A 26,100-nucleotide genomic window follows, 5' to 3' on the forward strand; every position below is an offset into this window, starting at 1 on the left:
CACGCGATGCAGCCGTTCCGACTGCTCAGCGCCGCATCTCGTTGTAGGGAGGGCACAAACCGATCAGTCGAGAGCCACCTCACATTCGTGGGTGGCACATGCCATCCCCGGAGTGACAAGGACCCTCAGACGGCGGCCTGCCTCCAGCACCTCGACCCCGTCGCCGGCCCGGGTGACCGCGCGCACGGGGTGGTCCCAGACCAGTTCCAGGGGGGCTCCGGTGCGCGGTGGCTCGCTGACCCGGAGGGAGGCCGTACGGCCCCGGCGCACGACGAGCACGCTCGCGCCGGCCGAGACGGTCAGCTCCCCCACCGTACCCGCCCCCCAGAAGGTGCACGCCGTCACCCCCGGCCGGGGTACGGCGACGGCCTGGGCGGTGGTGTCGTTGGCGAGGACGGTCAGCCAGTGCCGGTCGCCGGCCCGGGCGGCGGTCTCGGCGCGGGTGGCGCCGGGCAGCAGGACGTAGGCGTAGCCAGCGTCGGCCGGGTCGGTGCCGTGGTCGAGCCAGAGGGTCTGCCAGCGCCGGGTGCGCCGCTCGGGGCTGCTGGTGGTGTTGATGTCGGCCCAGGCGCCGGTGCGGTCCTCGCGCAGGGTGCGCAGCTCGCCGCCGTGGGGCAGGACCCAGCCGCCGTGTCCCTCCAGGTGGGCCCAGTTCCGGCCGCGTACGAGGGGCTGGGTGCCGTTCTCGCCCAGGTTGCGGTTGTCCAGGACCGTCTCGACGGGCACGCCGTCCGTGCAGGTGATCCCGGCGCCGAGGCAGACCACGGCGTCGTCGAGGAAGAACCAGGACTTGCGGGCCTGGAGGGTGGAGCCGAGGCCCTTGAGGTGCTGGCCGACGGCCGCGTAGGTGCCGTCGGTGGTGCCGCCGACCCAGCGCACTGCCGGTTTGGGGGCGCCCCACTCGCCGCCGGCCCGGTCGGCGAGCCGCCGGGTGGAGACGGTGGTGCCGGGCAGCCGGTACCAGTCGACGGTGGGCCAGTACCAGTCGGTGTACTGGTCGCCGCTCCCCCGCGGCCACCAGGAGAGCAGGCCGGAGCCGGTGTGCCAGCCGCGCGGGTTCTCGCCGTTGCCGCATTCGTAGTGGGCGATGCGGTCGCTGGCCATGGCGAGGGCGGCGGTGAACCGGGGGGTGCGGTGGACCGCCCGGTCCATGGCCGGGAAGAGCCGGTGCCCGAGGGGTTCGGGGGCGGCGGGAACGGGCGAGGCGGCGACGGCGTGCAGCCGGGCGAGATCAGCGACACCGAACTGACGGGACGTCAGGATCGGCTCGGTGGTGTCCCGTTCGATCCACCCCTTGATACGCCCGTACCACCGCTCCCGCTCCTCCGGGCTCGCGCCGCCGGAGAGGAGGGCGATGGCGGCGATCAGGGCCTGGCCGTGGTAGTGGTCGCCGCGCATCACGCCCTGATCGTCGGAGCGCAGATAACCCCGGCTGATGGCACGGCCGTTGACGCAGTCCATGACCAGTCCGTCGTGGATCAGCGGGGCGTAGGCGTGCTCGACGCTGTCCAGGATGTGCTGCCGGCCGGGATCGGTGATCTCCCACTGCGACCCGGCGAGCAGCGCGAACAGCCGCCCGAGGCCGTCGAGGAGGACCTGGCCGTAGGTGCCCGAGTAGGCGACCCAGGTGTGCTGGACGAAGGAGCCGTCGGCGTAGAGGCCGTCGCCCTTGGTGACGTACGGGAAGACGGGCGAGAGGGCGTCGCGGGCGAGGGCGATCTTCTGAGCGTCGCGGCCGAGGATGCCGCGCAGGGCGACCGAGCGGCACAGGTCGACGCGGTTGGCGCCGGTGCTGGTACCGGAGTAGTCGGTGAGTGCCGTGTCCGGTATGAAGTGGTCGACGGCCGCGCAGGCCGCCGCGATCCGGTCCGGGCCCGCGTGCGCGTACAGCGCGGCGGTGATGTCCATCAGCAGGCGGGGGCTGCCGATCTGCCACTCCCACCAGTTGCCGTAGCGGGTGGTGGCGGGGTTGTAGACGGTGGCGGCGAGGTGGTCGAGGCCGCGTAACACGTCCGTGAGCAGGCCGGGGTCGCCGGTGACGCCGGTGCCGGTCTGCACGTATGCCTGGGTCATGGTCCACAGGCGGTTGTAGCTGAAGGTGATGCCGGACGGCGGGTCGAAGGGGTGGCCGGGCCAGAGGGAGGCGGGGCCGGGGAGCATGGCGGCCCGGAACTCCCTGGCTCTTTGTCCGAGTTGGGCGAGACGGGAGGCGTACGGTTCGGCGGCCGGGTCGTAGCCGGAGCCGAGCGCGATGCCGAGCCAGCGCTGGCGCAGCGTCTCGTACGGGTCGGCGCCGGCCGCCCCTGCGCGCCACCCGGGGGTGGCGGCGAGGGCGGCGGCCAGCAGCAGTGCGCGTCGGGTCATGCGGAGGGGCCCGGTCACCGCCGTCGCCGCCCGGTCAGCAGCCGCCGCAGTTGTAGTAGAGGACGTCCCAGTGGTTGCCCTCGTCGGCGTAGATGTTGCCGGAGCCGGACTTGTACTGCGGGGCGCCGTCGCCGCGCAGGCCGATGTACGTGAAGGTGTTCTTGATGTACGAGGTCACGCACGTGTTCTTGCCGTAGTCGAGCTTGTAGCCGTTCCAGTGGGAGTAGGTGCCGGAGGCGTGGCCGGTCTCGGTGCCGCCGGTGATGTTCAGCGCGCAGCCGCTGGCGCTCTTGAGGGTCTGGGCGCCCTGGGCGGTGGCGAGGTTGAGCTGCTCGAAGGACGTGCAGGTGGGGTTGTTCCGGTCGGAGCAGTTGCCGGAGGACGACCAGGTGATGCCGGACTGGCGGAACATCGAGGTGGCGGTGGCGTGGCTGATCTTGGTGACTGCGGTGGTGGCGGAGGCGTCGGGGGCGGCGCCCACGAGGGCGAGGCCGGGGGCGGCGACGAGGGCGAGGGTGGTCACCAGGGAGCGGATCTTCATGGGGGGGCCTTCCTGCGATGGGCCGGACGTTTCGGGGCGGCTGTGCAGGTGGTGCAGGCCAGATGGTGCCCGAGGGAGAGGGGGGTGCACCAGAGGCACGAACGGGTGACTGTTGACGGACGAGATCCCAACGGGGCGGATCGGCCAGGGGTTCGGTTTTCCGAACCTCCGGTTCGGGGGTGGGCACGATCGATCGGTGTGCCTCGTCCGTCGAGGATGAGGGCATGGCTGAGAAGGCGATGGATGACGCGGGGGGAACCGCCGTTCGGGCGGAGGGCCTGCACCGGGAGTACGGACGTGGCGCTGCCGCCGTACGGGCGTTGCGCGGGGTGTCGGTGGCCCTCGCGTCCGGCACGTTCACGGCGGTGATGGGGCCGTCGGGCTCCGGCAAGACCACCTTGCTGCACTGCCTCGCGGGGATGGACCGGCCCACTCGGGGTGCCGTGTGGTGGGGTGGCGTGGAGGTTTCCCGGGTGCCCGAGCGGCGGCTGGCGGAGCTTCGCCGCAGCCAGGTCGGGTTCGTCTTCCAGGCGTTCAATCTCATGCCGGGGATGACGGTCGCGCAGAACGTCGAGCTTCCCGGCCGGCTGGCCGGCGAACGGCCTGAGCGGGGCCGGGTTCTGGACGCGCTCGACCGGGTCGGACTGGCCGGGCGCGAGCGGCACCGGCCCGGGCAGTTGTCCGGTGGGCAGCAGCAGCGGGTGGCGATCGCGCGGGCGCTGGCCTCCCGCCCTCGGGTACTCTTCGCCGACGAGCCGACCGGCGCGCTCGACCGGGCCACCGGCCACGAGATCCTCGCCCTGCTGCGCGCCGGTGTGGACCGGGAGGGCCAGACCTGCGTGATGGTGACCCACGATCCGGTCGCCGCCGGGTACGCGGACCGGGTGCTGCTGCTCGCCGACGGCCTGGTGGTGGACGAGCTCGACCGGCCCACCGCCGCCCGGGTCGGCGAACGGCTGAGCCGGCTGGGCGGGTGACGGCGATGATCCCGGTCGCCCTCGGGCAGATGCGCCGGCGTCCGGCCGCCTTCGCCGGACTGGCGTGCGCGCTGTTCCTCGCGATCGCCACCGTGACGCTGTTCGGCTCGCTGCTCGCCGCCGATGTCACCGCGCCCGCGTCCGCCCGGAGGGCGGCCACCGGGCCGGGAGTGGCGGTGATCGCCGGCGCCTTCGGTGAGATCGCCGTCCTGGTGGCGTTCTTCGTCGTGGTCAACGCGTTGGGTTTCGCGCTCCGCCAGCAGCACCGCGAGCTGGCCCTGCTGCGCACCATCGCGGCGACGCCCCGTCAGACACGGCGGCTGGTACGTGCCCAGGTGGTCGTGACCGCGTTGCTGGTGGCCTTGCCCGGCTGGGTCGTGGGCGGGGCGGCGGCCCGTCGCTTCCTCGCCGAGCTGCGGCGACTGGGGCTGGCGGCGCCGGGCGTGCGGGTGCCCGGGACACCGGTGCCGATGCTGGTCGCGCTGGCCGTCACGCTCGCCGTCGGCCTGGCGGCCTCGGCCGTCGCGGCCCGGCGGATCTCGCGGATCGCGCCGTCGGCCGCTCTCACCGCCAGCTCGACCGAGCACGGGCGGACGGGCGCGCCACGCCTGCTCGCCGGGATCGGCGCCCTGGTGGGGGGCGGTCTGCTGCTGCGACTGGCCGCGACGCGGCCGGCCGAGGAGATGGACAAGGCGGGGCAGGCGGCACTGCTCGCCGCGGTGGTCCTGCTGGTCGCGGTCGCCCTGCTCGGACCGCTCGCCGTACGGTTCCTGGTGGCCGTACTGGGGATGCCGGTACGGGCCCTGGCGCCCGGTGCGGGGTGGCTGGCCCACGCCAACCTGCGCGGGTACGCGCGGCGGCTGTCGTCCGCGGTGGTGCCGGTCGCGCTGCTCGTGGGACTGTCGGGCACCATGCTGATCATGACGGAAACCGCCGAGCACGCAGCGCGGGCGACGGCCACCAGTGTCACCTCCGCCACGGACGTCTGGCTGCGTCAGGCCGAGGTGGCGCTGCTGACCTGCTTCGCCGCCGTGTCCACCGTCAACACCCTGGTCGCCGTGACCGCCGAACGGCGTCGCGAGTTCGCGCTGCTGCGACTGGCCGGCGCGCACCCGTGGCAGCTGATGCGCATGCTGGCCGTGGAGGCGGCGCTGGCCACGGCGGTGGGTGTGCTGCTCGGCGCGGTGGTGGCGGGGGCCGCGTCGGCGGCGTTCAGCACGGCGTCGACCGGCTCGGTGGCACCGTCCGTCCCCATGGCCGCCTCCTGGTACATCGTCGCGGGCGCCGCGGCACTGACCGTCCTCACCGTCCTGGGCACCGGTCTGCGGGTGGTGCGCGGTCCGGCGGTGGAACTGGTGAGCGGTGACCGTGACTGAACGCGGGGGCGAGCCGACTGCCGAGGGCGTATCCGGCCGTGGTCACCCGACTGGGACGGACCACCCGACTGCCCCCGCCGCGGAGGCGGTCCAGCGGCGGCGATACCTGTCCGTCCGGGGCGGCGAATGGGCGTTCGCGGTCGTCGGGCTGCCGTTCGCGCTGCTCGGCGGCGGCTACGCACTGGCCGTCCTGTACGCGGGAGCGCTGCTCTCGCTCACCGTGGTCGGCCTGCCGTTCGTGGCCGCCGCGCTGCTGGGTGCGCGTCGTCTCGGCGCGCTGCACCGGTGGCTGGCCGGCCGGCTGCTCGGCGAGTACGTCGAGGCGCCGGCCGGGCTGCGCCGCCCGGTGGGCGTGTTCGCCCGTGGCCGGGTCGTGCTGACCGATGCGGTCGCCTGGCGGGCGCTGCTCTATCTGGTGCTGCGCCTGCCGCTCGGGGTGCTCGGCTTCGCCACGGCCGTGGCGCTTCCCCTCGGCTGCGGTTGGCTGGTCGGCTTCCCACTGTGGATCCGTGTAGGGGACGGCACTCGGCCGGCCGGCTGGCTGGACGCGGCGTCCGTCGTGACGGGCCTGGCGGTGCTGAGCGCGGTGCCCGGCGCGGTCCGGGCGCTGAGCGGAGTGAACCGCCGGCTCGCCCGGCTGCTGCTCGGCCCGGCCCGTGCCCAGCAGCGGGTCCGGGAGCTGGAGAGCGCCCGGGCCACCCTGCTGGCGGACAACACCGACCAGCTCCGGCGCCTGGAGCGCGACCTGCACGACGGCACGCAGGCCCGGCTGGTCGCCCTGGCCATCACCCTCTCGCTGGCCGAGGACGCGCTCGCGCATCCCGCCGGTCCGGACCTCGGGCGGCTGCGCACCCTGATGAACCGGGCCCATGGCCAGACCGACGACGCCATCGCCGAATTGCGGCGGCTGACCCGGGGGATTCACCCGGTGGCGCTGGACGGCGGCCTCGGCGAAGCGTTGCCGGGCCTCACCGCCACGTCGCCGGTGCCGGTCACCATCCGCCTGGACCTGGGAGAACGCCCGCATCCGGTGGTCGAGCGGGTCGTCTACTTCTGCGCGGCCGAGCTTCTCACCAACATCGCCAAGCACAGCGGTGCGCGCTCGGCCGAACTCGCCGTGAGCACGGCTGACGGCCGTGTGCGCCTGCGTGTGCGCGACGACGGCCGTGGCGGTGCGGCGCTCGGTACCGGTACCGGTCTGACGGGGCTGGCCGAGCGGCTCGCGGCGGTGGACGGAGTACTGCGGGTGGACAGTCCGCCCGGTGGCCCCACCGTGGTCGTGGCCGAGCTGCCGACGCGCCTGCGGTGATCGTCAACCGCCTGTTTCCGACAGGTAGTTGAGAACGGCTTTCACCCGGCGGTTGTCGGTGTCGGTCGCCCGCAGGCCGAACTTGGCGAAGACGGATGCGACGTGCTTCTCCACTGCCCGCTCCGACACCACCAGCAGCGCGGCGATGGAGCGGTTGGAGTGGCCTTGTGCCATCAGCTCCAGCACGTCACGCTCGCGTGGCGTCAGGGTGTCCACCATCCGCCTGCGCTGTCCGCCGCGCATCAGATGGGTGACCACTTCCGGGTCGAGCACGGTGCCGCCGTCGGCGACACGGTGCAGGGCGTCGACGAACTCGCTGGTGCGGGCGACGCGTTCCTTCAGCAGGTAGCCGATGCCCGCCGCGCCGTCCGCCAGCAGCCGGGCGGCCCAGGCCGTCTCCACGTGCTGGGAGAAGACGAGGATGCCTACCTCGGCCGTCGTCGCGCGGATCTCGACCGCGGCGCGGATGCCCTCGTCGGTGTGGGTGGGCGGCATGCGGATGTCCACCACTGCCACGTCGGGCCGGTGTTCGGCCACCTCGGCGAGCAGCTCTGGTGCCGTTCCTGCGGTGGCTACGACCTCGCAGCCGCGGGTGCCGAGCAGTTCGACCATGCCGTCGCGCAGGATGACGGAGTCCTCGGCGAGTACCACGCGCAGGTGTCTGTTGATCACGGTCGCCATTATCGGGTGGGGTTGAAGGCGCCGCCGTGGGTGTGGGCTCCGGTGTTCGTCAGTGGCCGTTGGGCCGCTCGCTTCTTGGTCAGTGTCGGGCTTCCACGAGGCGAGTCAAGGGCGCGTTCCGCGTCGGCTGCGCCGATGGCCCTCCGGGCCACCCTTGACACACCTCGCTCCAGCCCGGGGAAGAAGCGAGCGAGCGGCCCGAAGGAACAGTGGCCCAGCCCGGTACCGGACCCATGGGTGACCTACGAGCCCCTGTCGGCTGGGTCACGCGCTCGCGCCTCGCCAGCACGCCGGGCGGGCTTAGCGGCTACCGGCCCGGTGGGGTGGTGCGCGGTCGCGTCTCGCCTGCACGCCGGGTGGGTCGGCGGCCTGCGGGCGAGTGGGCGGTGAGCGCTGATGGCGTGGCGGCCGCTGGCAGTCAGGGACCAGGACAGGACATCAGGGGTTCAAGCGGCCAAGGGGTTGGGAGGCGGAGGACGGGGGCCAGGGGGCGGGGGTTAGTTATGGACACATAGTCCAAAACAACCCACCAGGCGTACCGGCCCCCGGCCCCGTGACCGCGACGGGGCACTCCCAAGAGGCATGGCGATGTCATGGCGGGGCTCGGGCCTGGTGGTCAGGGGGTTAATTATGGACAGGTATTCCAAAACAACCCACCCTGGGGACCGGCCAACCATTCCTGCTGCCGGACGCCGAACCGGCCCGGCGTCCATGCGAGGCGCCGCCGCGCACCAACCACCGGGCCGCAAGCCGCTTAGCCCGCCCGGCGTGCTGGCGAGGCGCGGACGCGTATCCCCGACCCACGATGCGTACGCAGCCGACGGCAGGGCCCGACCAGGTTCAGCCGGCCACTTTCCCCGGGCTGCCCGCTCGCTTCTTCCCCGTGCTGGAGCGAGGTGTGTCAAGGGTGGGCCGCAGGCCCATCGCCGAAGGCGACGCGCAGCGCCCTTGACTCGCCTCGTGGAAGCACGACACTAGCCAAGAAGCGGGCGGCCCCACGGTCACTTCACAAGGAACTCACACCACACGATCTTTCCTGGGTTCCGCTCCCCGACGCCCCACTTGTCAGCAAGGGCAGCAACGAGAAGCAGTCCCCTCCCGTGTTCCGCGTCAGCGTCCGGCGCCGGGTCCGGGCAGCCGACCTCACCCGGACCACTGTCGTGCACCTCCACCCGTAGCGCGCCCTCCGCATGCAGCACCAGCCGGAGGAGAAAACCACGGCCTGCGGGGACGCCATGGAGAAGGGCATTGGTCGCCAACTCACTTACGCAGAGCAAAACATCGTCTCCACGCTCGGCCGCCGCCCAGTCGGTCAACGTCTGCCATGCGAACTTCCGTGCGAGCCGTACCGATCTGCGGTCGCGACGGTAGAACGCCTGGCGTGTGTGGGGGTGTTGGGTTTGTGCGTTCACGAGGCCACTGTCACTGTCCGTCACTACAGTTGGGCAGTGAGTGAAGTCGTAGTTCTCATTACTACGAGTCCACTACGACAGATCGGCGTGCATATGGGGGAAAGGAACGGCCATGCACGAGGCACCAAGGCCCAAGAAGGTCGGTTCGTGGTACGCGGTCGGCGCGCTCGTCGCCCACTACCGCAAGAAAGCCCGCCTGACCCAAGAACAGTTGGCCGAGATGGCCAACATCTCCGTCGACACAGTGAGGTCCATCGAGCAAGGCCGACTCGCCCTACAGCCAGACCGAGCTGAACAGTTCGATGAGCTGCTGAACACGGGGGGCGCGCTGACGGTGGTCGTCGCACGGCTGCCGGTACGAGACCGGATCGTTCAATTCGCGCAAGGGCTGGTCGATCACGAGCAGGAGGCGCTGAGCGTCCTCTCGTACGAGAGTCTGCTCGTTCCAGGACTCCTCCAGACCAGGGACTACTGCCGTGCTGTGTTCGACTACCGCTATCCGGCAATCGGAAACGAGAAGGCCGAGCAATGGGTGAACGCCCGCATGGAACGGCAGGCGATCTGGCAACGGGAACGTCCGACCGTCGGCCACTTCATCCTTGAGGAGAGCCTCCTGCGGCGGGAAGTCGGCGGTCGCGAGGTCATGCGGGCGCAGCTTCGGCAGATCCTGGAGTACACCGAGCCCGCCCACATGAGCTTCCAGGTCATGCCCATGAACAAGACACCGCACCCTTGTCTGGACGGCCCCATGGTGCTGCTGGAGACCCCCGAGCACGAGCGACTTGTCTACCTGGAGGTACAGCGCGCCAGCTTCCTCGTTGATGATCCCGACGAGGTCAGCGATTACCACCTCAAGTATGGAATGCTGCGGTCCCAGGCCCTCTCACCGGACAAGAGTGTGCGCCTGCTGAAAGGACTGCTAGGAGAGTCATGAACACCGCAGCACTGGCATGGTTCAAGTCCAGCTACAGCGGCAGCGAAGGCGGCAACTGTGTCGAACTCGCCTACGCCTGGCACAAGTCCAGCTACAGCGGCAGCCAGGGCGGCGACTGCGTAGAGGTAGCCGCTCACCCCTCCGCCATCCACATCCGCGACTCCAAGATCCCCACCGGCCCCATCCTTAACCTCTCCCCCACCACCTGGAGCGAGTTCCTTGACGGCATCGCGCGCTGAACACGCTGACGCGGAATGGGTCCACATAGCCTCGTACCCGAACGTGCCCGGCCGGCCGCACGCCGTGCACGTGCTGCTCGGTTGACTGCGTGAGCGCGGCATCGACTGGATGCCGTTCGCGCCGGAGGAGATCCGGATCGACCTGATGTGCGGGCGAGGCGACGACGGGCACTGGCACGGAGCGCTACGCCACCCGGCGGGGTCAGTAGCCCCCGCCGAAGTCCCCACCGCCACCGCCGCCACCGCCACCGAAGTCTCCGCCCCCGCCGAAGCCGCCCCCGTCACCGAATCCGCCCCCGAAGTCCCCGGGGTCGAAGTCGGTGCCGGAGACGTCTCCGCCCTCGTAGCCGCCGCCGTAACCCGCCTGGTCACCGAAGTCGCCGTACCCGGCTCCGTAGTCGGCGGCATACGTGGGTGTCGCCATGAGGCCGCCCAGCATGGTGCCGACGAGGAGGCCCGGCAGCAGGCCGCCGCCGAAGTAGCCGCCTGCCCAGGGGCCGTAGGCGGGGCCCGCGTCCCAGTAGGGGCGGCGGCCGTAGTCGGTGTCGACCTCGCGGATCACCGGGTCCCGGCCGTCGGCCAGACGGGTGGCGTCCGCCGCGCAGACCGGGACCTGGCGCGGGGCCCCGCCGGGCGGCACCCAGGTGGCGTCCGAGACCGAGGGGCCGTGGCGGGGGTCGAAGAAGCAGGGCGGGCGGCGCTCGGGCAGCGGGCGGCCCTCGCGGCGGGCGGCCAGCCGGGCCAGGGAGAAGCGTCCGTCCTCCAGTGCCTCGGTGACACCGCGCACGTCCTCCGGGCGTTCCGCCATGGCCATGCGCTGTTTCGCCGTGTCGTAGGCGTCCAGCGCGTGCTCGTAGTCGGCGCGCATGGCGTCGTCCGCGCCGGGCGCCGTGGGCTGGAAGTCGAGACGGTCCAGTTCCTCGCCGAACGCGGTGATGTCCTCGTCCACCACCACCCGCAGCCGGTCCAGCGCGAGCCGCTGCTCCTCCTCGCGGCGGCGCCGGTTGCGCCGGACGAGGGTGTACGCGCCCGCGCCGGCGATCACCAGGACCGCCGCCGTCGTGATCAGGGCCGTGCCGGACACGCCGTCGCCCGTGCCGCCCCAGCTCTCGGGGGCGTGGCCGCGCATGTTGAGCAGGGCGCGGTCGGTGAAGTCGGCCAGCTGGCTCTTGGCGTCCTCGCCCTGGACGCTGCGAACGAGGTTCTGCCGGGCCGTGGGCGACATGACGGAGGCGTCGGCGCGGGCGTCGAAGCGGTCGCCGAGGCGGATGCCGTACAGGCCGGTGACGCCGGTCGCCGCGCGCAGGTCGGCGAAGAGGTCGGCGGTGGGGTAGCCGGCCGGGAGGACCGCGATGAACAGGGGTTTGTCCGCGCGTTTGATCCGGGCTTCGAGCGCCTCGGCGGTGTTGGCGGGCAGCTCGTCCCGGGCCGCCGGATCGACGTAGACGGGGCTCTTGCGCAGGGCCTGGGCGATCGTGGAGACGCTGGTCTCCGCGCTCGCCGGGGGCGCGTACAGGGTCGCCAGCACCAGGGCCAGGGCGGCCAGCAGCAGTGCGGGGAGGCTTCGGGTCCGCGGAACGGCCTTCATACCTAAAAATTACCCGAAACCTCCCCAAAGGGGGCGTTCGTCTGCTCCCCGATCAGGCGGCTCGGTACGCCTCCGCCAGCTTCTGCACCGCCTTTCCGTACCGGCCGGTCAGCAGCAGGTGATCCGCGTCGGCGAAGGGCTTGGACACCGCCTGGGTGAGGTGGCCGGCCGCCTTCTGCTGGACCAGGAGGCGGGCCCGGGTGACCAGGGCGCGGCCGGTCCGTGCGTCCCCGTGGCGTTCGGCCGCCGTGGCCCGGTCCGCCAGGGCACGCAGGGTGGACGCGCCGCCCTGTGGCGGCTCGGCGAGGGTGGTCAGGCCCCAGCCGTACGGGAACTGCGGGTCGTACGCCGTGTCGCCCACGTTGATCGGGAGCTGCGCCTCGGACTTCGGCCAGCTCACCGGGAGCTGTCCGGTGAAGGGGCGCTTGCCGTACAGCACGTCCGCCACGCCGTCGCCCTCGGTGCCGGGCAGCCAGGAGGCCACCAGGGCGTCGATCTTGTCCAGGCGGTCCCCGATGAGCTGGGGGCGGCCGGAGACGATCAGCACCGCGCACTCCATGGCCGCGCAGACCTTGTCCACGGCGGCCTGGTCGGCGGCGGACAGGGTGAGGTCGTGGCCGTTGCCCACGTCGCCTGCGCCCTCGGCGTACGGGGTCTCGCCGACGACGACCACGCCCACGTCGTGGCCGGCGGTCGGGGCGGAGGCGTCCTTGGAGTAGGTGACCTGGCCGCCCGCCTTGCGCAGGCCCTGGAGGATGGTGGTGCCGGGGACGATGTTCCCGGAGGAGCCCTGCCAGGTGACGGTCCAGCCGCCGGTCTGGTTGCCGATGTCGTCGGCGTTGGACCCGGCGACGTACACCTTCTGGGTCTTCTTCAGCGGCAGCAGACCGCCCTTGTTCTTCAGGAGCACCTGCGACTCGGCGGCGGCCCGGCGGGCGACCTTGCGGTGCTCCGGGGAGCCGATGGCGGACGCGTGGGTGGTGTCGGCGTAGGGGTGCTCGAACAGGCCCAGCTTCATCTTCTCGGTGAGGATGCGGGTGACCGCGTCGTCGATCCGCTTCTGGGTGACCCGGCCCGCCCTCGCCTCGTCGGCGAGCGTGGTGCTGAACTCCTTGTACGAGTACGGCACCATCATCATGTCCACGCCCGCGTTCACCGCCGCGCGGACCTGGGCGGCCCGGTCGCCGGGGAGCTGGTCGGTGGCGTTGTAGTCGCTGATCACGAAGCCGTCGAAGCCCATCCGGCCCTTGAGCACGCCGTTGATCATGTCGCCGCGGGCGTGCATCTTCACCGCGCCCTTGCCGTCGCCGAGGTCCAGGGAGGAGTACGACGGCATGACCGTGCCGACGCCCCGGTCCACGGCCTCCTGGTACGGCGCGAGGTGGATGTCCTCCAGCTGCTTGCGGGTGACCGTGGTGACGCCCTGGTCGATGGTGTACGTGCCGGTGGTGGAGGAGCCGTACGCGGTGCCGCCGTCGGCGACGAAGTGCTTGGCCGTGGCCAGCACCTTGTCGTTCCGGCTCAGGTCCTTGCCGTTCGCGCGGCCCTGGAGGCCCTGGATCACCGTCTCCATGGACTCCACGAGGGCCGGGTCCTCGCCGTAGGACTCGTAGGCACGGCCCCAGCGTTCGTCGCGGCTCACGCACAGGCAGGGCGCGAAGTCCCAGGGGACGCCGGTCGCGCGGACCTCGGCCGCTGTCACCACGCCGGTCTGGTAGGCGAGTTGGGGATCACGGGCGGCGCCGATGCCGATGTTGTGCGGCAGGATCGTGGCGCCGGTGAGGTTGTTGTGGCCGTGGACCGCGTCGACGCCGTAGATCAGCGGGATCTGGAAACGGGTGGCCTGGGCGCGCAGTTGGAAGGCGTCGATCATCTTCGCCCACGCCTCGGGGGTGTTGGGCGTGGGTGTGGAGCCGCCGCCGGACAGCAGTGAGCCGAGGGCGTAGGCGGTGATGTCGGCGCCCTGGCCGACGGCGCCGCGCTCGGCCTGGGTCATCTGGCCGGCCTTCTCCGCCAGGGACATCCGGCCGAGCAGGTCGGCGACCCGCTCGCGGATGGGCAGCTTGGCGTTCAGGTACGGCAGTCCGTGCGCGTCGATCACGACCTGCGGGGTCTCCGCGGGGGCCTTGGCGCCGGTGACGGTGAGCTTCAGCGGGATGGTCTCGGCGGGTTCGGCCTTCCGGTCGCGGCGGGTGGGCACCTCGATGGTCCGGGTGGCACCGGAGGCGGTGCCGGCCGGGAAGGTGAGGGTGCCGGAGACGGGGGTGTAGTCCGTGCCGGAGGCGGCCGTGCCGCCGGCCGTGGTGTAGGTGACCGTCACGGGGTCGGTGAGGGGGGCCGCGCCGGTGGTGGCGACCGACACCTTCACCTTCGCCGTTCCGCCCTCCTCGACCGGGTGGACGGGCGCGTCGGTGGTGACGGAGGCGCGCAGGGCCGGGTCCGCCGTGCCGTACAGCTCCACGCCGTCCATGGCGAAGTCGCCCTTGGCGCCGGTCGGGAGGGTGACGGAGTAGCCCCACATCTCCTTCAGGCCGAGGACGTGGTCGATGCCGCCGACGGGCTGGTAGTCGGTGCGGTAGGCGAAGTCGGTGAAGGGGAGTTCGACCTGCTTCCAGCCGGTGAAGTCGTCGGTGAAGGAGGCCGTCCAGAGTTCGGATGCCTCGCCGTGGGCGCCTCCGTCCTTGATCTCGACGGTGATCTTCCGGCCGTCGTTCCGGCCGTCCCACCAGAAGCGGATGCCGCGGTGGGCGGACCAGTCGTGGGCGGGGGCGGTGGCGGCGTAGTCGTGGGTGAAGCCGCCGTAGCCGCTGATCTCGTAGGTGCCGGCCAGGACCTTGGCGCCCTCGGGGGCGTCGGCGCGGTCGGCCAGGTGGAGCGTCGGCGGGTCGTCGGTGTCGCCGCCCCAGGTGAAGATGCCCTCGGCGGGCTGCTTCGCGAAGGGCACCTCGCCCTCGAAGCGGTCGACGGCGGTGGGGGGCGGCTCGTCGGCGGCGCGGGCGGTGGCCGCCCAGGGCAGCAGACCGGCGAGGAGCGCGGCGGAGGCGAGCAGGGCGGTTCTTCGCATGGACCTTCCCTTGACTCTCACGGTTCACTCATGGACTCTCGTGGTTCACTCAGGGCTTAGCTCACGCCGTGAGTTAACTAGGGCCTCACACAGCCGTCAAGACGACCCGTCAGCTAGGGCCTGGGTTCGACGGCGGACGGGGCCAAGGTCCAGTTGTACGACCGCAACGGAATCGGTGCCCAACGGTGGTCGTACGACACGGCCACCGGTGATGTGGTGAACACGGCGGCCGACAAGTGCCCGGACGTCACCGACACATCGTCGGCGAATGGCGCCCAGGCCCAGATCTGGTCGTGCACCGGGGCCGCCAACCAGAAGTGGACACTGCGTTGGGCGGGACATTGCGACACACAGGGGCCGTGGCGGCGGGGATCGTCGGCGGGATGCTGGTGCTGAGCGGCTGCTCGGCCCTCGATCTGCCGCTCGCCGGGGTGCGGGCCGCGCCGGACGGGACGCCGTACGCGGTGTTCCGTCCGTGCGGCGACCACGGCTACCAGAACCCGTCCCTGGACGGGCGGCCGCGCGGTGGCGAGGACGGGCCCGTCACCACCGGCTGGGACGTGGACAAGGAGGGGCTGCACGGCGACGCCGGCTTCCCCCTCTTCGCCCCGCCCGCCGGCTGGGACGCCCGGCACCGGGGCCCGCAGCGGCTGCTGCCCCGGCACCACTACCTCCTGAGGTTCGGGCAGTACACCGGCGGCGACTCCCAGAACGGAACGGTCGAGTTCACCGCCGAGCAGGTCGGGCGGCTGAGGCCGGGGCAGGTGTGGGCGGACGGCCGGGTGATGAGCGGACGGGAGTTCGAGCGGCTCGCCGAAGACTCGTGCTGACGCCGTACCGGTGTGCCGGGCTGCGGATCGGGCGGGGGCGGACCAAGGTGGAGGGCATGACCACACCGCAGGATCTTTTCCTCGTCAGCCTGGACGTCCCCGGTGAGCACCCCGTCGAGCAGGGCGACCTGTCGCTGGCGCTGGCCGGGGCCGAGCTGATCGACCTGCTCGGCGCGCGGGCGCTCACCCTGGACGGCGAGCTCGTCGTGCCGGGGCCGGTGCTGACCACCGGTGACCGGATGCTGGACGAGGCGGGGGCCCGGCTCCGCCGCGAGGAGCCGTACGAGACGGTCGCGGACTGGCTGTGGCGGCGCGGCGAGGGGCTGGCCGTGGCCTACTACGACGTGCTGGAGGCGGCCGGACAGCTCGCCGGGGAGCGGCGCCACCACTGGCTGCCCCGGCGGCGCGGCAAGGCCACGGCGCCGGCCGACACCGCCGCCCGACGCCACGCCACCGACCGCTGGGAGTCCCGCGACCCGGTCCTCACCGGGCTCGCGGCCGCCCTCGGCATCGGCGCCGACCGCCCGGCCCGGGAGGCCCCCGAGGACGAGGCGGTCGTCACCGTGCTGATCGCGGTCGGCGACGCGGTCACCGAACTGGACGCCGTACGCGAACGCCGCCGCATCGAGAACGTGGCGTTCGACAACATCTGGCGGGCGCCCTGAGCGCCCGGCGGGGCTACTCCGCCGGTGCCACGCCCGCGCGGAGGAGGCCGTAGGTGTAGGCGTCCTCCAGGGCCTGCCAGGACGCGGCGATGACGTTCTCGGCCACGCCGACGGTGGCCCACTCGCCGGAGCCGTCGGAGGTGGAGATCAGGACGCGGGTGGTGGAGGAGGTGCCGTGCTTGCCCTCCAGGATGCGGACCTTGTAGTCGACCAGCTCCAGCTTGGCGAGCTGCGGGTAGATCCGCTCCAGCGCCACCCGCAGCGCCCGGTCCAGGGCGTTGACCGGGCCGTTGCCCTCGGCGGTGGCGACGATCCGCTCGGCCTTGGCCCACAGCTTGACCGTGGCCTCGTTGGCGTGGGTGCCGTCGGGGCGGTCCTCCACGATGGCCCGCCAGGACTCCACGTCGAAGTACTTCAGCGGCTTGCCCTCGACCTCGGCGCGCAGCAGGAGTTCGAAGGAGGCGTCGGCGGCCTCGTAGGTGTAGCCCTTGAGTTCGCGTTCCTTCACGCGCTCGACCACGCGCCCGACCAGCTCCCGGTCGCCGCCCAGGTCGATACCGAGCTCCTTGCCCTTCAGCTCGATCGAGGCGCGGCCCGCCATGTCGGAGACCAGCATGCGCATGGTGTTGCCGACCAGCTCGGGGTCGATGTGCTGGTACAGGTCCGGGTCGACCTTGATGGCGGAGGCGTGCAGCCCGGCCTTGTGCGCGAACGCGGAGACGCCCACGTACGGCTGGTGGGTGGACGGGGTGAGGTTGACGACCTCGGCGATGGCGTGGGAGATGCGGGTGGTCTCGCGCAGCTTGCCGTCGGGCAGCACCTTCTTGCCGTACTTCAGCTCCAGGGCGGCGACCACCGGGAACAGGTTGGCGTTGCCGACGCGCTCGCCGTAGCCGTTGGCCGTGCACTGCACGTGGGTGGCGCCCGCGTCCACGGCGGCCAGGGTGTTGGCTACCGCGCAGCCGGTGTCGTCCTGGGCGTGGATGCCGAGCCGGGCGCCGGTGTCGGCGAGGACGGTGGAGACGACCGCGTGGACCTGGGCGGGCAGCATGCCGCCGTTGGTGTCGCACAGGACGACGACATCGGCTCCGGCCTCGGCGGCGGCGCGGACGACGGCCTTGGCGTAGTCGGGGTTGGCGCGGTAGCCGTCGAAGAAGTGCTCGCAGTCCACGAAGACCCGGCGGCCCTGGCCCTTCAGGTACGACACGGTGTCGCGGACCATCTCCAGGTTCTCGTCCAGGGTGGTGCGCAGCGCCAGCTCCACGTGCCGGTCGTGCGACTTGGCGACCAGGGTGATCACCGGGGCACCGGACTCCAGCAGCGCCCTGACCTGCGGGTCCTCGGCGGCCGTGGTGCCGGCGCGGCGGGTGGCGCCGAAGGCGACCAGCTGGGCGTGGCGGAAGTCGACCTCCTGACGGGCGCGGGCGAAGAACTCGGTGTCCCGGGGGTTGGCGCCGGGCCAGCCGCCCTCGATGAAGCCCACGCCGAAGTCGTCCAGGTGCCGGGCGATCGCGAGCTTGTCCGCGACGGTGAGGTTGATGCCCTCGCGCTGCGCTCCGTCGCGCAGCGTGGTGTCGAAGACGTGGAACGAGTCGTCGAGCTCGCTGGTTGCCGTCTCGGTCATGGTCTCAAGGCTCCTGTTATGGATCTTCGGTCTTACCGGAATGACCGGCTCCACCATCCCCCCAATCCTCCCGCGCGCTCCGTCCCCGGCTGAAGGTGGGCCGGAAAACGAAAAAACCCCTCGCGGGTGCGAGAGGTCTGCGCGCGGGTCGAGGACGACGATGGCCACCCGCACCTGGTCGTACGAGGTGGTCACTGCGGACCGGCGCGCCTGCTGCCAATAATCATGGCGAACGAGAGCACGGGGGCAGTCTGGCACAGCCCCGCCCCCGGCTCGTCGACCGTCTCAGGATGCGGTCGTCAGCGTGGACTCCCCGTCGCCCGCCCCGGTTCCCTCACCCGCCTTCACCCGGGCCAGGTCCAGGTCCTTCGTCTCGCGCATGGTGACGTACACCACGAGGGAGACGGCGGCGCAGGCGGCCACGTACCAGTAGAAGCCGGACTCGATGCCGCCCTTCTTGAACCACAGGGCGACGTACTCGGCGGTGCCGCCGAAGAGGGCGTTGGCGATGGCGTACGGCAGGGCCACGCCGAGCGCGCGGATGCCGGTCGGGAACAGCTCGGCCTTCACACAGGCGTTGATCGAGGTGTAGCCGGTGACCACGACCAGCGCGAGCAGGGCGAGGCCGAGGGCGGGCCAGTAGCCGTCCACGTGCTTGAGCAGCGTCATGATCGGCACGGTGAGGAAGGTCGAGCCGATGGCGAACGTGATCAGCAGCGGGCGGCGGCCGACGCGGTCGGACAGGGCGCCGGCCAGCGGCTGGAGGCAGGCGAAGACGATCAGCGCGGTGAAGGAGACCAGGGTCGCCGTCTGCTTGGACAGGCCCGCCGAGTTGGACAGGTACTTGGTCAGGTAGGTGGTGTACGTGTAGTAGGCCACCGTGCCGCCCATGGTGAGGGCGATGACCAGGAACGCCTCCCGCTTGTGCCGCCACAGGGCGCGCAGGGTGCCGCGCTCGGCGCTGTGCGAGGTGTCCTCCGCGTACACCTCGGTCTCCAGCATGGTGCGCCGCAGGTAGAAGACGACGGCCGCGCCGAGCGCGCCCACGATGAACGGGATGCGCCAGCCGTAGCTGTGCAGGGCGTCATCGGACATGGTCCGCTGGAGGATGATCTGGAGGCCGAGGCCCGCGATCTGTCCGGCCGTCATGGACACGTACTGGAAACTGGAGGCGAAGCCGCGCCGGGACGGGTCGGACGCCTCGGTGAGATAGGTGGCGCTGGCCGCGTACTCGCCGCCCACGGACAGGCCCTGGAGCAGGCGGGCGACGAGCAGCACGAGCGCGCCGCCGTAGCCGGCGACGGAGTAGGTGGGGGCCACGGCGATGAGGACCGCCGAGGCCGACATGAGGGTGACGGTCAGGGTGAGTGCCGCCTTGCGGCCCTTGCGGTCGCCGACCCTGCCCAGCAGCCAGCCGCCCACGGGGCGCATGAAGAAGCCGACGGCGAAGATACCGGCGGTGTTCATCAGTTGCGCGGTGGGGTTGCCGCTCGGGAAGAACGCGCCGGCGAAATAGGTGGCGAAGCTCGCGTACACGAACCAGTCGAACCACTCGACCATGTTCCCCGCCGAGCCGACCCAGATCTTCTTCCAGTGTTGACGTCCCATGGGCCGGTACATGCCCGGAGCGGGAGTGAACGATTCCTGTGCAGCGCCCCGAAGGGGCGCGGGGCTGTATCGATATGCGGCTCCGCCGCGCGGGCGCGACCAGCCACGACGGCGCCGCAGCTAAACGACTACCAACGCGTCCTCGAAGAACTCCCGCACATGCCGAAGGACTTCCTCACGATCGGTCCCGCGCAACCCGATGGCCACATGGATCGAGAACCCGTCGAGCAGCGCACGCGTCCTCGTGGCGAAGCGGTCCGCGTCCACCCCCCGGAACTCCCCCCGCGACACCCCCTCCGCGATCAGCGCGACGAGGTCCCGGTGCCAGGCCCCCTCGATCGCGGCCTGCCGGGCGCGCGCGTCGTCGTCGGCGTTCTGCGAGCGGTTCCAGACCTCCAGCCACAGCGTCCAGTGCGGGTCCCGGTGGCCCTCGGGGACGTACAGGTCGACGTACGCCTCCAGCCGCTCGCGCGCGGTCCCCGGCCCGGCGAGCAGCCGGCCGCGTTCCGCGCCGAGCCGGCCCTCGCTCCACTCCAGGGTCTGGAGCAGCAGCTCGTCCTTGGAGCGGAAGTAGTACAGCAGGTGGCCGCTGCTCATCCCGACCTCGCGGCCGAGCCCCGCCATGGTGAGCTTCTCCAGACCGCGCTCGGCGATCATGCCCATGGCGGCGGCGAGGACCTCCTCGCGCGGCGGCGCGTTACGGCGCGCCCGGCCCGCACCGGCCATCTGCTGCTCCCGCTCCTGTGTGCTGTGTGTCAGACCTTCGGCTGCTGCTGGGTGATGCAGTGGATGCCACCGCCACCGGAGAAGATCGTACGGGCGTCCACCAGGGTCACCGTCCGCTCCGGGAACAGGCGGCGGAAGATCCCGGCGGCGATCTCGTCGCGCGGGTCTTCGAAGCCGCACAGGACCAGGCCACCGTTGCAGATGTAGTGGTTGATGTAGGAGTAGTCGGCCCAGTGGCCGTCGGCCTCCAGGACGGTCGGGGCGGGCACCTCGACCACCTCCAGGGCGCGGCCCCGGGCGTCGGTCGCCGACCTCAGCAGGCCGATGACCTCCTTGGTGACCTCGTGGTCGGGGTGGGCGGGGTCGGGCTGGTGGTGGGCGACGACGACGCCGGGGCGGGCGAAGGCGGCGACGATGTCGACGTGGCCGAGGGTGCCGAAGCCGTGCGGGGGGTAGTCGCCGGTCAGGCCGCGCGGCAGCCAGATCGCCTTCTCGGTGCCGAGGTGGGCGTGGATCTCCGCCTCGACCTCCGCCTTGGACCAGTGCGGGTTGCGCTCGGGGCCGAGTTGCACGGTCTCGGTGAGCAGGACGGTGCCCTCGCCGTCGACGTGGATCGCGCCGCCCTCGTTGACCAGCTTCGAGGCGTACGTCCTGGCGTCCGCGAGGCCGGCGACCTGCGCGCCGATCTTGGAGTCGTGTTCCCAGCGGGCCCAGTGCTGAGCGCCCCAGCCGTTGAAGGTCCAGTCGACGGCGGCCAGGTTGCCCTTGCCGTCGGTGAGGAAGGTGGGGCCGATGTCCCGCATCCAGGCGTCGTCCAGCTCCCGCTCTACGGTGTCGATGCCGGGGCCGAGGAGCTGCCGGGCCTCGGCGGACTGGCCGGGGCCGCACACGACCGTCACCGGTTCGAAACGGCGGATCGCGCGGGCGACGGACGCCCAGGCGGTGCGGGCGGCGGCCAGGTCGGCCGGGTCGTCGAAGGTGGGGTTGGGGCCCGGCCACGCCATCCAGGTGCGCTCGTGCGGGGCCCACTCGGCGGGCATGCGGAAGCCGTCGGCGGCGGGGGTGCTCATGCGAGGAGGTCCTTAGAGGAAGTAGAGGCGGTTGAGGGAGACGGAGTCGGCCGGCTGCGAGCGCAGCGGCTCGCCGTCGAGGGTGACCAGGCCGGTGCGCTGGTCGACGTCCACCGCGCCGGTACGGGCGTTCAGCCTCAGGTCGGCGGGGCCGATGCCGCGGGTGCCGCGCACGGCGACCCGGCGGCGCCGGGTGGGCATCGTGTCGTTGCCCTGGTCGACGGCGGCCTGGGCGACGAACGCCACGGAGATGTCCGCGGCCGTGGCGCCGTACGCGCCGAACTGCGGCCCGAGGACGAGGGGTTCGCAGGTGTCGGTGGCCGCGTTGGGGTCGCCGACCACGCCGTACGCCGGGAAGCCTGCCTTCAGCACGAGCTGCGGCTTGGCGCCGAAGTACTCCGGGCGCCACAGCACGATGTCGGCGAGCTTGCCGGCCTCGATCGAGCCGACCTCGTGCGAAAGTCCGTGCGCGATGGCCGGGTTGATGGTCAGCTTGGCCATGTAGCGCAGTACGCGGGCGTTGTCGTCGCCCTCGCCGTCGCCCTCCAGCGGGCCCAGCTCGGCCTTCATCTTGCCGGCCATGGCGAAGGTGCGGCGGACCGTCTCCCCGGCCCGGCCCATGCCCTGGGCGTCGGAGGAGGTGATGCCGATCGCGCCCAGGTCGTGCAGCACGTCCTCGGCGCCCATGGTGCCGGCCCGGATGCGGTCGCGGGCCATGGCGGCGTCGCCGGGCAGGTCGGGCTTGAGGTCGTGGACGGAGACGATCATGCCGTAGTGCTCGGCGACCGCGTCCCGGCCGAAGGGCAGGGTGGGGTTGGTGGAGGAGCCGATGACGTTCGGGACACCGGCCATCTTCAGCACGTTGGGCACGTGTCCGCCGCCGCAGCCCTCGATGTGGAAGGCGTGGATCGTGCGGCCCTCCAGCACCCTCAGGGTGTCCTCGACCGACAGGCACTCGTTCAACCCGTCGCTGTGCAGGGCCACTTGGACGTCGTGTTCCTCGGCGACCCGGAGCGCGGTGTCGAGCGCGCGGGTGTGGGCGCCCATGTCCTCGTGCACCTTGAAGCCGCTCGCCCCGCCCTCGGCCAGGGCTTCGATCAACGGCGCCGGGTGGGAGGACGAACCCCGGCCCAGGAAGCCGATGTTGACCGGCCAGGCGTCGAAGGCGTTGAAGGCGTGGCGCAGCGCCCAGGGCGAGTTGACGCCGACGCCCCAGACGGGGCCGAACTCCTGCCCGATGATCGTGGTCACGCCGGAGGCGAGGGACGCCTCCATGATGCGCGGCGACAGCAGGTGCACATGGGTGTCGACGGCGCCGGCGGTGGCGATCAGGCCCTCGCCGGAGACGATGGAGGTGCCGGTGCCGACGACGACGTCCACGCCGTCCAGGGTGTCCGGGTTGCCGGCCCGCCCGATGGCGGCGATGCGTCCCTCGCGGATGCCGATGGACACCTTGCGGATGCCCTGCACGGCGTCGATCACGACGACGTTGCTGATCACCACGTCGCAGGTGTCGCGGACGGCGGCGGCCTTCAGGTGCAGTCCGTCGCGGGCGGTCTTGCCGAACCCGGCCAGGAACTCGTCGCCGTACTTCTGGGCGTCGGACTCGACACGGATCGTCAGCCCGGAGTCGCCGAGGCGGATCCGGTCGCCGGCGCGCGGGCCGTGGGTGGCCGCGTAGGCGTGCGGGTCGACGTGGATCGACCGGCTCACCTCTCGTCCCTTCGAGCGGCTCATCGCTCCTCGTCTCCTTCCGGGGTCACTCCCAGGTAGCCACAGGCGGCGGCCCTGCGCAGGGCCTCTTCCTTCGCGCCGGGCGCGTCCAGCGGCCCGTCCACCAGGCCGGCGAAGCCGATCGCGATCCGCTCGCCGCCGATCGGCACGAGCGGGACCTCGGCGCTCTCGCCGGGCCCGAAGCGGACCGAGGAGCCCGCGGGTACGGCCAGCCGCATGCCGTAGGCGGCGCGGCGGTCGAAGTCGAGGCGCGGGTTGGCCTCGAAGAAGTGGAAGTGGGAGGTGACGGAGACCGGTACGCCGGCGGTGTTGGTGACGCGCAGCCGGACGGCGGGTTCGGAGTCGGCGTGCTCGGGGCCGGGCAGCAGCGCGCCCGGGGCGCCCGCGCCGAGGCCCCCGCCGATCGGGTCGGAGACGACCGCGAGCCGGGAGCCGTCGTCGAAGACGGCCTCGACCATCACCTCGGTGACGACGTCGGCGACACCCGGCAGCACGTCCTCGGGGCCGAGCACCGACCGGGCGGCCTCGATGGCCTCGGCGAGCCGCTTGCCGTCCCGGGCCGCCTCGCAGACGGTGTCCGCGATCAGCGCGGTGGCCTCCGGCACGTTCAGCCTGAGGCCGCGCGCCCGGCGGGCCCGGGCCAGCTCCGCGGCCCCGAAGAGCAGCAGCCGGTCACGTTCCGTGGGGGTCAGTCTCACGACGCGGCACCTCCTTGTCCTTCACCACGTCCACAGATTAGAGCACCACTCTAAACAGAGCAGTCGTGAAACCGAAGACCAACCCGACGATCCGTGTCACATCTCATTGAACGTCGCTCTAATGCTGCGACGGCTGGTTCCGGAGGACATGCGAAAGGGGCGCCGGGCGACCGCGCGATCCCTACGATCCCGCGGTCGCCCGACGCCCCTTGAGCGGCACGTCGGAACGGTCGTCTAACCGATCTTGTGCATCCACCCGTGCTTGTCCTCGGAGAGCCCGCGCTGGATGGAGAGCAGCGCCTCCCGCAGCCGCATGGTCACCGGTCCGGGCGTACCGTCGCCGTGGGACCACTGGTCGCTCTTGGTCTTGACGTGGCCGATGGGCGTGACCACCGCCGCGGTGCCGCACGCGAAGACCTCGGTCAGCGCGCCGGACGCCGCGTCCTCGCGCCACTGCTGGAGGGTGATCGTGCCCTCCTCGGCGGTGTAGCCGAGGTCGCGGGCGACCTGGAGGAGGGAGTCGCGGGTGATGCCCTCCAGGATGGAGCCGCTGAGCGCGGGGGTGACGATCCGGTCGCCGTAGACGAAGGCGACGTTCATGCTGCCGGACTCCTCGACCTTGGTGCGGGTCACCGCGTCGAGGTAGACGACCTGGTCACAGCCGTGCGCGGCGGCCTCGGCCTGCGGCAGCAGGGACGCGGCGTAGTTGCCGCCGGTCTTGGCGTCGCCGGTGCCGCCCGGGACCGCGCGGACGTGGTCCTCGGCGACCCAGATGGTGACCGGCTTCACGCCACCGGAGAAGTAGGCGCCGGACGGGGAGGCGATCAGCATGAACAGGTACTCGTTGGCCGGGTGGACGCCGAGCGCGGCCTCCGTGGCGAACATGAACGGCCGCAGGTAGAGGGAGGCCTCGCCGCCGTGCGGCGGGACCCAGTCGGCGTCCTGGGCGAGCAGCGCGTCCAGCGCGGCGATGAACAGCTCCTCGGGCAGCTCGGCCATGGCCATGCGGCGGGCGGAGCTGCGGAACCGGCGGGCGTTGGCCTCGGGACGGAACAGCGCGACCGAGCCGTCCGGCTGGCGGTACGCCTTCAGGCCCTCGAAGATCTCCTGACCGTAGTGCAGGACGGCCGTGGAGGGGTCCAGGGAGATCGGGCCGTACGGGACGAGCTGGGCGTCGTGCCAGCCGCGGCCCTCGGTCCACTTGATCGTCACCATGTGGTCGGTGAAGTGGCGGCCGAAGCCGGGGTCGGCCAGGATCGCCTCGCGCTCTGCGGCGGCGAGCGGGCTGGCGGACGGCTTGAGCTCGATCGTGGGCGTCGTCATCAGTGGTTGTCCTTCACCGGTTGTAGTGACGGGCCGCGCTCACGCCTGCACTGCCGGTCGTCGATGGTCGGACGTCCGAGCATTCCCTCATATCGCGGCTCCGCGTTCGATTATCGCGCGCGGGCGACGGCGGACGGAATCGGGGTGAGACGGCCCAGGGGTTGATGGTGACACCCGGCGGGGCATGGCAGAAGCCGCCGGGTGCGATTCGCGACCCGGCGGCTTGAGGTGTAGCTCGGCGGGTCAGCCGGCTACGCGTACGGCGAGCGCGTCGCCGATCTCGGAGGTGGAGCGGGCCGGCTTCCCGGCGCGCTCGGTCAGGTCGGCGGCCACCGCCGTGTCGATGCGGTCGGCCTCCGCCTCGTAGCCCAGGTGGCGCAGCAGCAGGGCGACGGACAGGACGGTGGCAGTGGGGTCGGCCTTGCCCTGGCCGGCGATGTCCGGGGCCGAGCCGTGGACCGGCTCGAACATGGACGGGAACGCGCGGCTGGGGTTGATGTTGCCGGAGGCGGCCACGCCGATGCCGCCGGAGACGGCCGCGGCGAGGTCGGTGATGATGTCGCCGAAGAGGTTGTCGGTGACGATGACGTCGAAGCGGCCGGGGTCGGTGACGAGGTAGATCGTCGCCGCGTCGACGTGGATGTAGTCGGTGGTGACCTCGGGGTACTCCTCGGCCACCTTGGTGAAGATGTTCGTCCACAGGTGCCCGGCGAAGGTCAGCACGTTGTTCTTGTGGACCAGCGTGAGCTTCTTGCGCGGGCGGGCCTGGGCGCGCTCGAAGGCGTCGCGGACGACGCGCTCGACGCCGTAGGCCGTGTTGACGGACACCTCGGTGGCGACCTCGTGGGCGGTGCCCTTGCGGATGGTGCCGCCGTTGCCCGTGTACGGGCCCTCGGTACCCTCGCGGACCACGACGAAGTCGATCTCCGGCTGGCCGGCCAGCGGGGTGGCGACACCGGGGAGCAGCTTGGACGGACGCAGGTTGACGTGGTGGTCGAAGGCGAAGCGGAGCTTCAGCAGGAAGCCGCGCTCCAGGACGCCGGACGGCACGGACGGGTCGCCGATCGCGCCGAGCAGGATGGCGTCGTGGCCCTTGAGCTGCTCCAGGTCGGCGTCGGTGAGGGTCTCACCGGTGGCGTGGTAGCGCTTGGCGCCGAAGTCGTACTCCTTGGTCTCCAGCTTCACATCCTGCGGAAGGACGGCGGAGAGGACCTTCAGACCCTCGGCCACGACCTCCTGGCCGATGCCGTCACCGGGGATCACTGCGAGATTGATGCTGCGAGACATGTCGGCACCCTACTCCTCGTCCCAGGTGATGACACGACCTGTCCGCGATG

Annotated in this window: 21 protein-coding genes and 1 pseudogene; 8 read left to right on the forward strand and 14 right to left on the reverse strand. The window is 71.8% G+C overall.

The window, feature by feature from the left end; genetic code table 11:
- Nucleotides 1-63: 63 nt before the first annotated feature.
- Nucleotides 64-2,364 carry a polysaccharide lyase 8 family protein gene (locus Srubr_RS24115; RefSeq protein WP_189998324.1) on the reverse strand — a complete coding sequence of 767 codons (2,301 nt, stop codon included), beginning with the start codon at nt 2,362-2,364 and terminating at the stop codon, nt 64-66.
- A gap of 34 nt (nt 2,365-2,398) precedes the next feature.
- Complete coding sequence (locus Srubr_RS24120; protein WP_189998325.1) at nt 2,399-2,905, reverse strand: hypothetical protein; 507 nt, start codon at nt 2,903-2,905, stop codon at nt 2,399-2,401.
- Nucleotides 2,906-3,129: 224 nt separating this feature from the next.
- On the opposite strand from Srubr_RS24120, the gene Srubr_RS24125 reads away from it, so the two are divergent.
- From Srubr_RS24125 to Srubr_RS24135, 3 genes are read left to right on the forward strand one after another with little or no spacing between them, the layout of a single operon-like run.
- Nucleotides 3,130-3,882, forward strand: a complete 753-nt coding sequence (locus Srubr_RS24125; RefSeq protein WP_189998326.1) for an ABC transporter ATP-binding protein — start codon at nt 3,130-3,132, stop codon at nt 3,880-3,882.
- Between the two features lie 5 nt (nt 3,883-3,887).
- The gene (locus Srubr_RS24130; protein ID WP_189998327.1) at nt 3,888-5,258 is read left to right on the forward strand and encodes an FtsX-like permease family protein; all 1,371 of its coding nucleotides are present in this window, start codon (nt 3,888-3,890) and stop codon (nt 5,256-5,258) included.
- Complete coding sequence (locus Srubr_RS24135) at nt 5,251-6,567, forward strand: sensor histidine kinase (protein WP_229926932.1); 1,317 nt, start codon at nt 5,251-5,253, stop codon at nt 6,565-6,567. Before Srubr_RS24130 ends, Srubr_RS24135 begins: the two co-directional genes overlap by 8 nt.
- Nucleotides 6,568-6,570: 3 nt before the next feature.
- Here Srubr_RS24135 and Srubr_RS24140 read toward each other — a convergent pair whose 3' ends face one another.
- Nucleotides 6,571-7,239, reverse strand: a complete 669-nt coding sequence (locus tag Srubr_RS24140; protein ID WP_229926933.1) for a response regulator transcription factor — start codon at nt 7,237-7,239, stop codon at nt 6,571-6,573.
- Between the two features lie 1,010 nt (nt 7,240-8,249).
- Nucleotides 8,250-8,660, reverse strand: a complete 411-nt coding sequence (locus tag Srubr_RS24145) for an ATP-binding protein (protein ID WP_189998329.1) — start codon at nt 8,658-8,660, stop codon at nt 8,250-8,252.
- A 112-nt stretch (nt 8,661-8,772) separates the two neighbouring features.
- Between Srubr_RS24145 and Srubr_RS24150 the strand changes: the two genes are divergently transcribed.
- Nucleotides 8,773-9,594: a helix-turn-helix domain-containing protein gene (locus Srubr_RS24150; RefSeq protein ID WP_189998330.1), complete on the forward strand. Its 822-nt coding sequence runs from the start codon at nt 8,773-8,775 to the stop codon at nt 9,592-9,594.
- Entirely contained in the window at nt 9,591-9,833 is a 243-nt protein-coding gene (locus Srubr_RS24155; protein ID WP_189998331.1) for a DUF397 domain-containing protein, read from the forward strand. The genes Srubr_RS24150 and Srubr_RS24155 overlap by 4 nt, the downstream gene beginning before the upstream one ends.
- Nucleotides 9,834-10,035: 202 nt before the next feature.
- Here Srubr_RS24155 and Srubr_RS24160 read toward each other — a convergent pair whose 3' ends face one another.
- Entirely contained in the window at nt 10,036-11,421 is a 1,386-nt protein-coding gene (locus Srubr_RS24160) for a hypothetical protein (RefSeq protein WP_189998332.1), read from the reverse strand.
- A gap of 52 nt (nt 11,422-11,473) precedes the next feature.
- Nucleotides 11,474-14,485, reverse strand: coding sequence for a glycoside hydrolase family 3 protein (locus Srubr_RS24165; protein WP_189998333.1), 3,012 nt, complete (start codon nt 14,483-14,485; stop codon nt 11,474-11,476).
- Nucleotides 14,486-14,608: 123 nt separating this feature from the next.
- Between Srubr_RS24165 and Srubr_RS24170 the strand changes: the two are divergent.
- The 3 genes and pseudogenes from Srubr_RS24170 to Srubr_RS24180 form a co-directional block, all read left to right on the forward strand.
- Nucleotides 14,609-14,815 (forward strand): annotated as a pseudogene (locus tag Srubr_RS24170) (ricin-type beta-trefoil lectin domain protein); the annotation flags it as partial.
- A 29-nt stretch (nt 14,816-14,844) separates the two neighbouring features.
- Complete coding sequence (locus Srubr_RS24175; RefSeq protein WP_229926934.1) at nt 14,845-15,315, forward strand: hypothetical protein; 471 nt, start codon at nt 14,845-14,847, stop codon at nt 15,313-15,315.
- A 56-nt stretch (nt 15,316-15,371) separates the two neighbouring features.
- Nucleotides 15,372-15,980 carry a GOLPH3/VPS74 family protein gene (locus tag Srubr_RS24180; protein ID WP_189998334.1) on the forward strand — a complete coding sequence of 203 codons (609 nt, stop codon included), beginning with the start codon at nt 15,372-15,374 and terminating at the stop codon, nt 15,978-15,980.
- Nucleotides 15,981-15,993: 13 nt separating this feature from the next.
- On the opposite strand, the gene cimA is transcribed toward Srubr_RS24180, so the two are convergent.
- From cimA to Srubr_RS24220, 8 genes are all read right to left on the reverse strand, one after another.
- Entirely contained in the window at nt 15,994-17,604 is a 1,611-nt protein-coding gene (gene cimA / locus Srubr_RS24185; protein WP_189998335.1) for a citramalate synthase, read from the reverse strand.
- A 285-nt stretch (nt 17,605-17,889) separates the two neighbouring features.
- Nucleotides 17,890-19,212 carry an MFS transporter gene (locus tag Srubr_RS24190; RefSeq protein ID WP_189998336.1) on the reverse strand — a complete coding sequence of 441 codons (1,323 nt, stop codon included), beginning with the start codon at nt 19,210-19,212 and terminating at the stop codon, nt 17,890-17,892.
- A gap of 120 nt (nt 19,213-19,332) precedes the next feature.
- The gene (locus Srubr_RS24195) at nt 19,333-19,938 is read right to left on the reverse strand and encodes a TetR/AcrR family transcriptional regulator (protein WP_189998337.1); all 606 of its coding nucleotides are present in this window, start codon (nt 19,936-19,938) and stop codon (nt 19,333-19,335) included.
- A 29-nt stretch (nt 19,939-19,967) separates the two neighbouring features.
- Nucleotides 19,968-21,008, reverse strand: coding sequence for an agmatine deiminase family protein (locus Srubr_RS24200; protein ID WP_189998338.1), 1,041 nt, complete (start codon nt 21,006-21,008; stop codon nt 19,968-19,970).
- Between the two features lie 12 nt (nt 21,009-21,020).
- Nucleotides 21,021-22,745, reverse strand: coding sequence for an urease subunit alpha (locus Srubr_RS24205; RefSeq protein ID WP_189998339.1), 1,725 nt, complete (start codon nt 22,743-22,745; stop codon nt 21,021-21,023).
- Nucleotides 22,742-23,440 (reverse strand): urease subunit gamma, encoded by a 699-nt coding sequence (ureA, locus tag Srubr_RS24210; protein WP_189998340.1) that lies wholly within the window; start codon nt 23,438-23,440, stop codon nt 22,742-22,744. The genes Srubr_RS24205 and ureA overlap by 4 nt, the downstream gene beginning before the upstream one ends.
- 234 nt (nt 23,441-23,674) lie before the next feature.
- Nucleotides 23,675-24,763 carry a branched-chain amino acid aminotransferase gene (locus tag Srubr_RS24215; protein ID WP_189998341.1) on the reverse strand — a complete coding sequence of 363 codons (1,089 nt, stop codon included), beginning with the start codon at nt 24,761-24,763 and terminating at the stop codon, nt 23,675-23,677.
- 243 nt (nt 24,764-25,006) lie between these two features.
- Nucleotides 25,007-26,050 (reverse strand): 3-isopropylmalate dehydrogenase, encoded by a 1,044-nt coding sequence (locus Srubr_RS24220; RefSeq protein ID WP_189998342.1) that lies wholly within the window; start codon nt 26,048-26,050, stop codon nt 25,007-25,009.
- Nucleotides 26,051-26,100: the final 50 nt, after the last annotated feature.

This window comes from Streptomyces rubradiris (genome assembly GCF_016860525.1).
In the GTDB taxonomy this organism is placed as follows: Bacteria; Actinomycetota; Actinomycetes; order Streptomycetales; family Streptomycetaceae; genus Streptomyces; species Streptomyces rubradiris.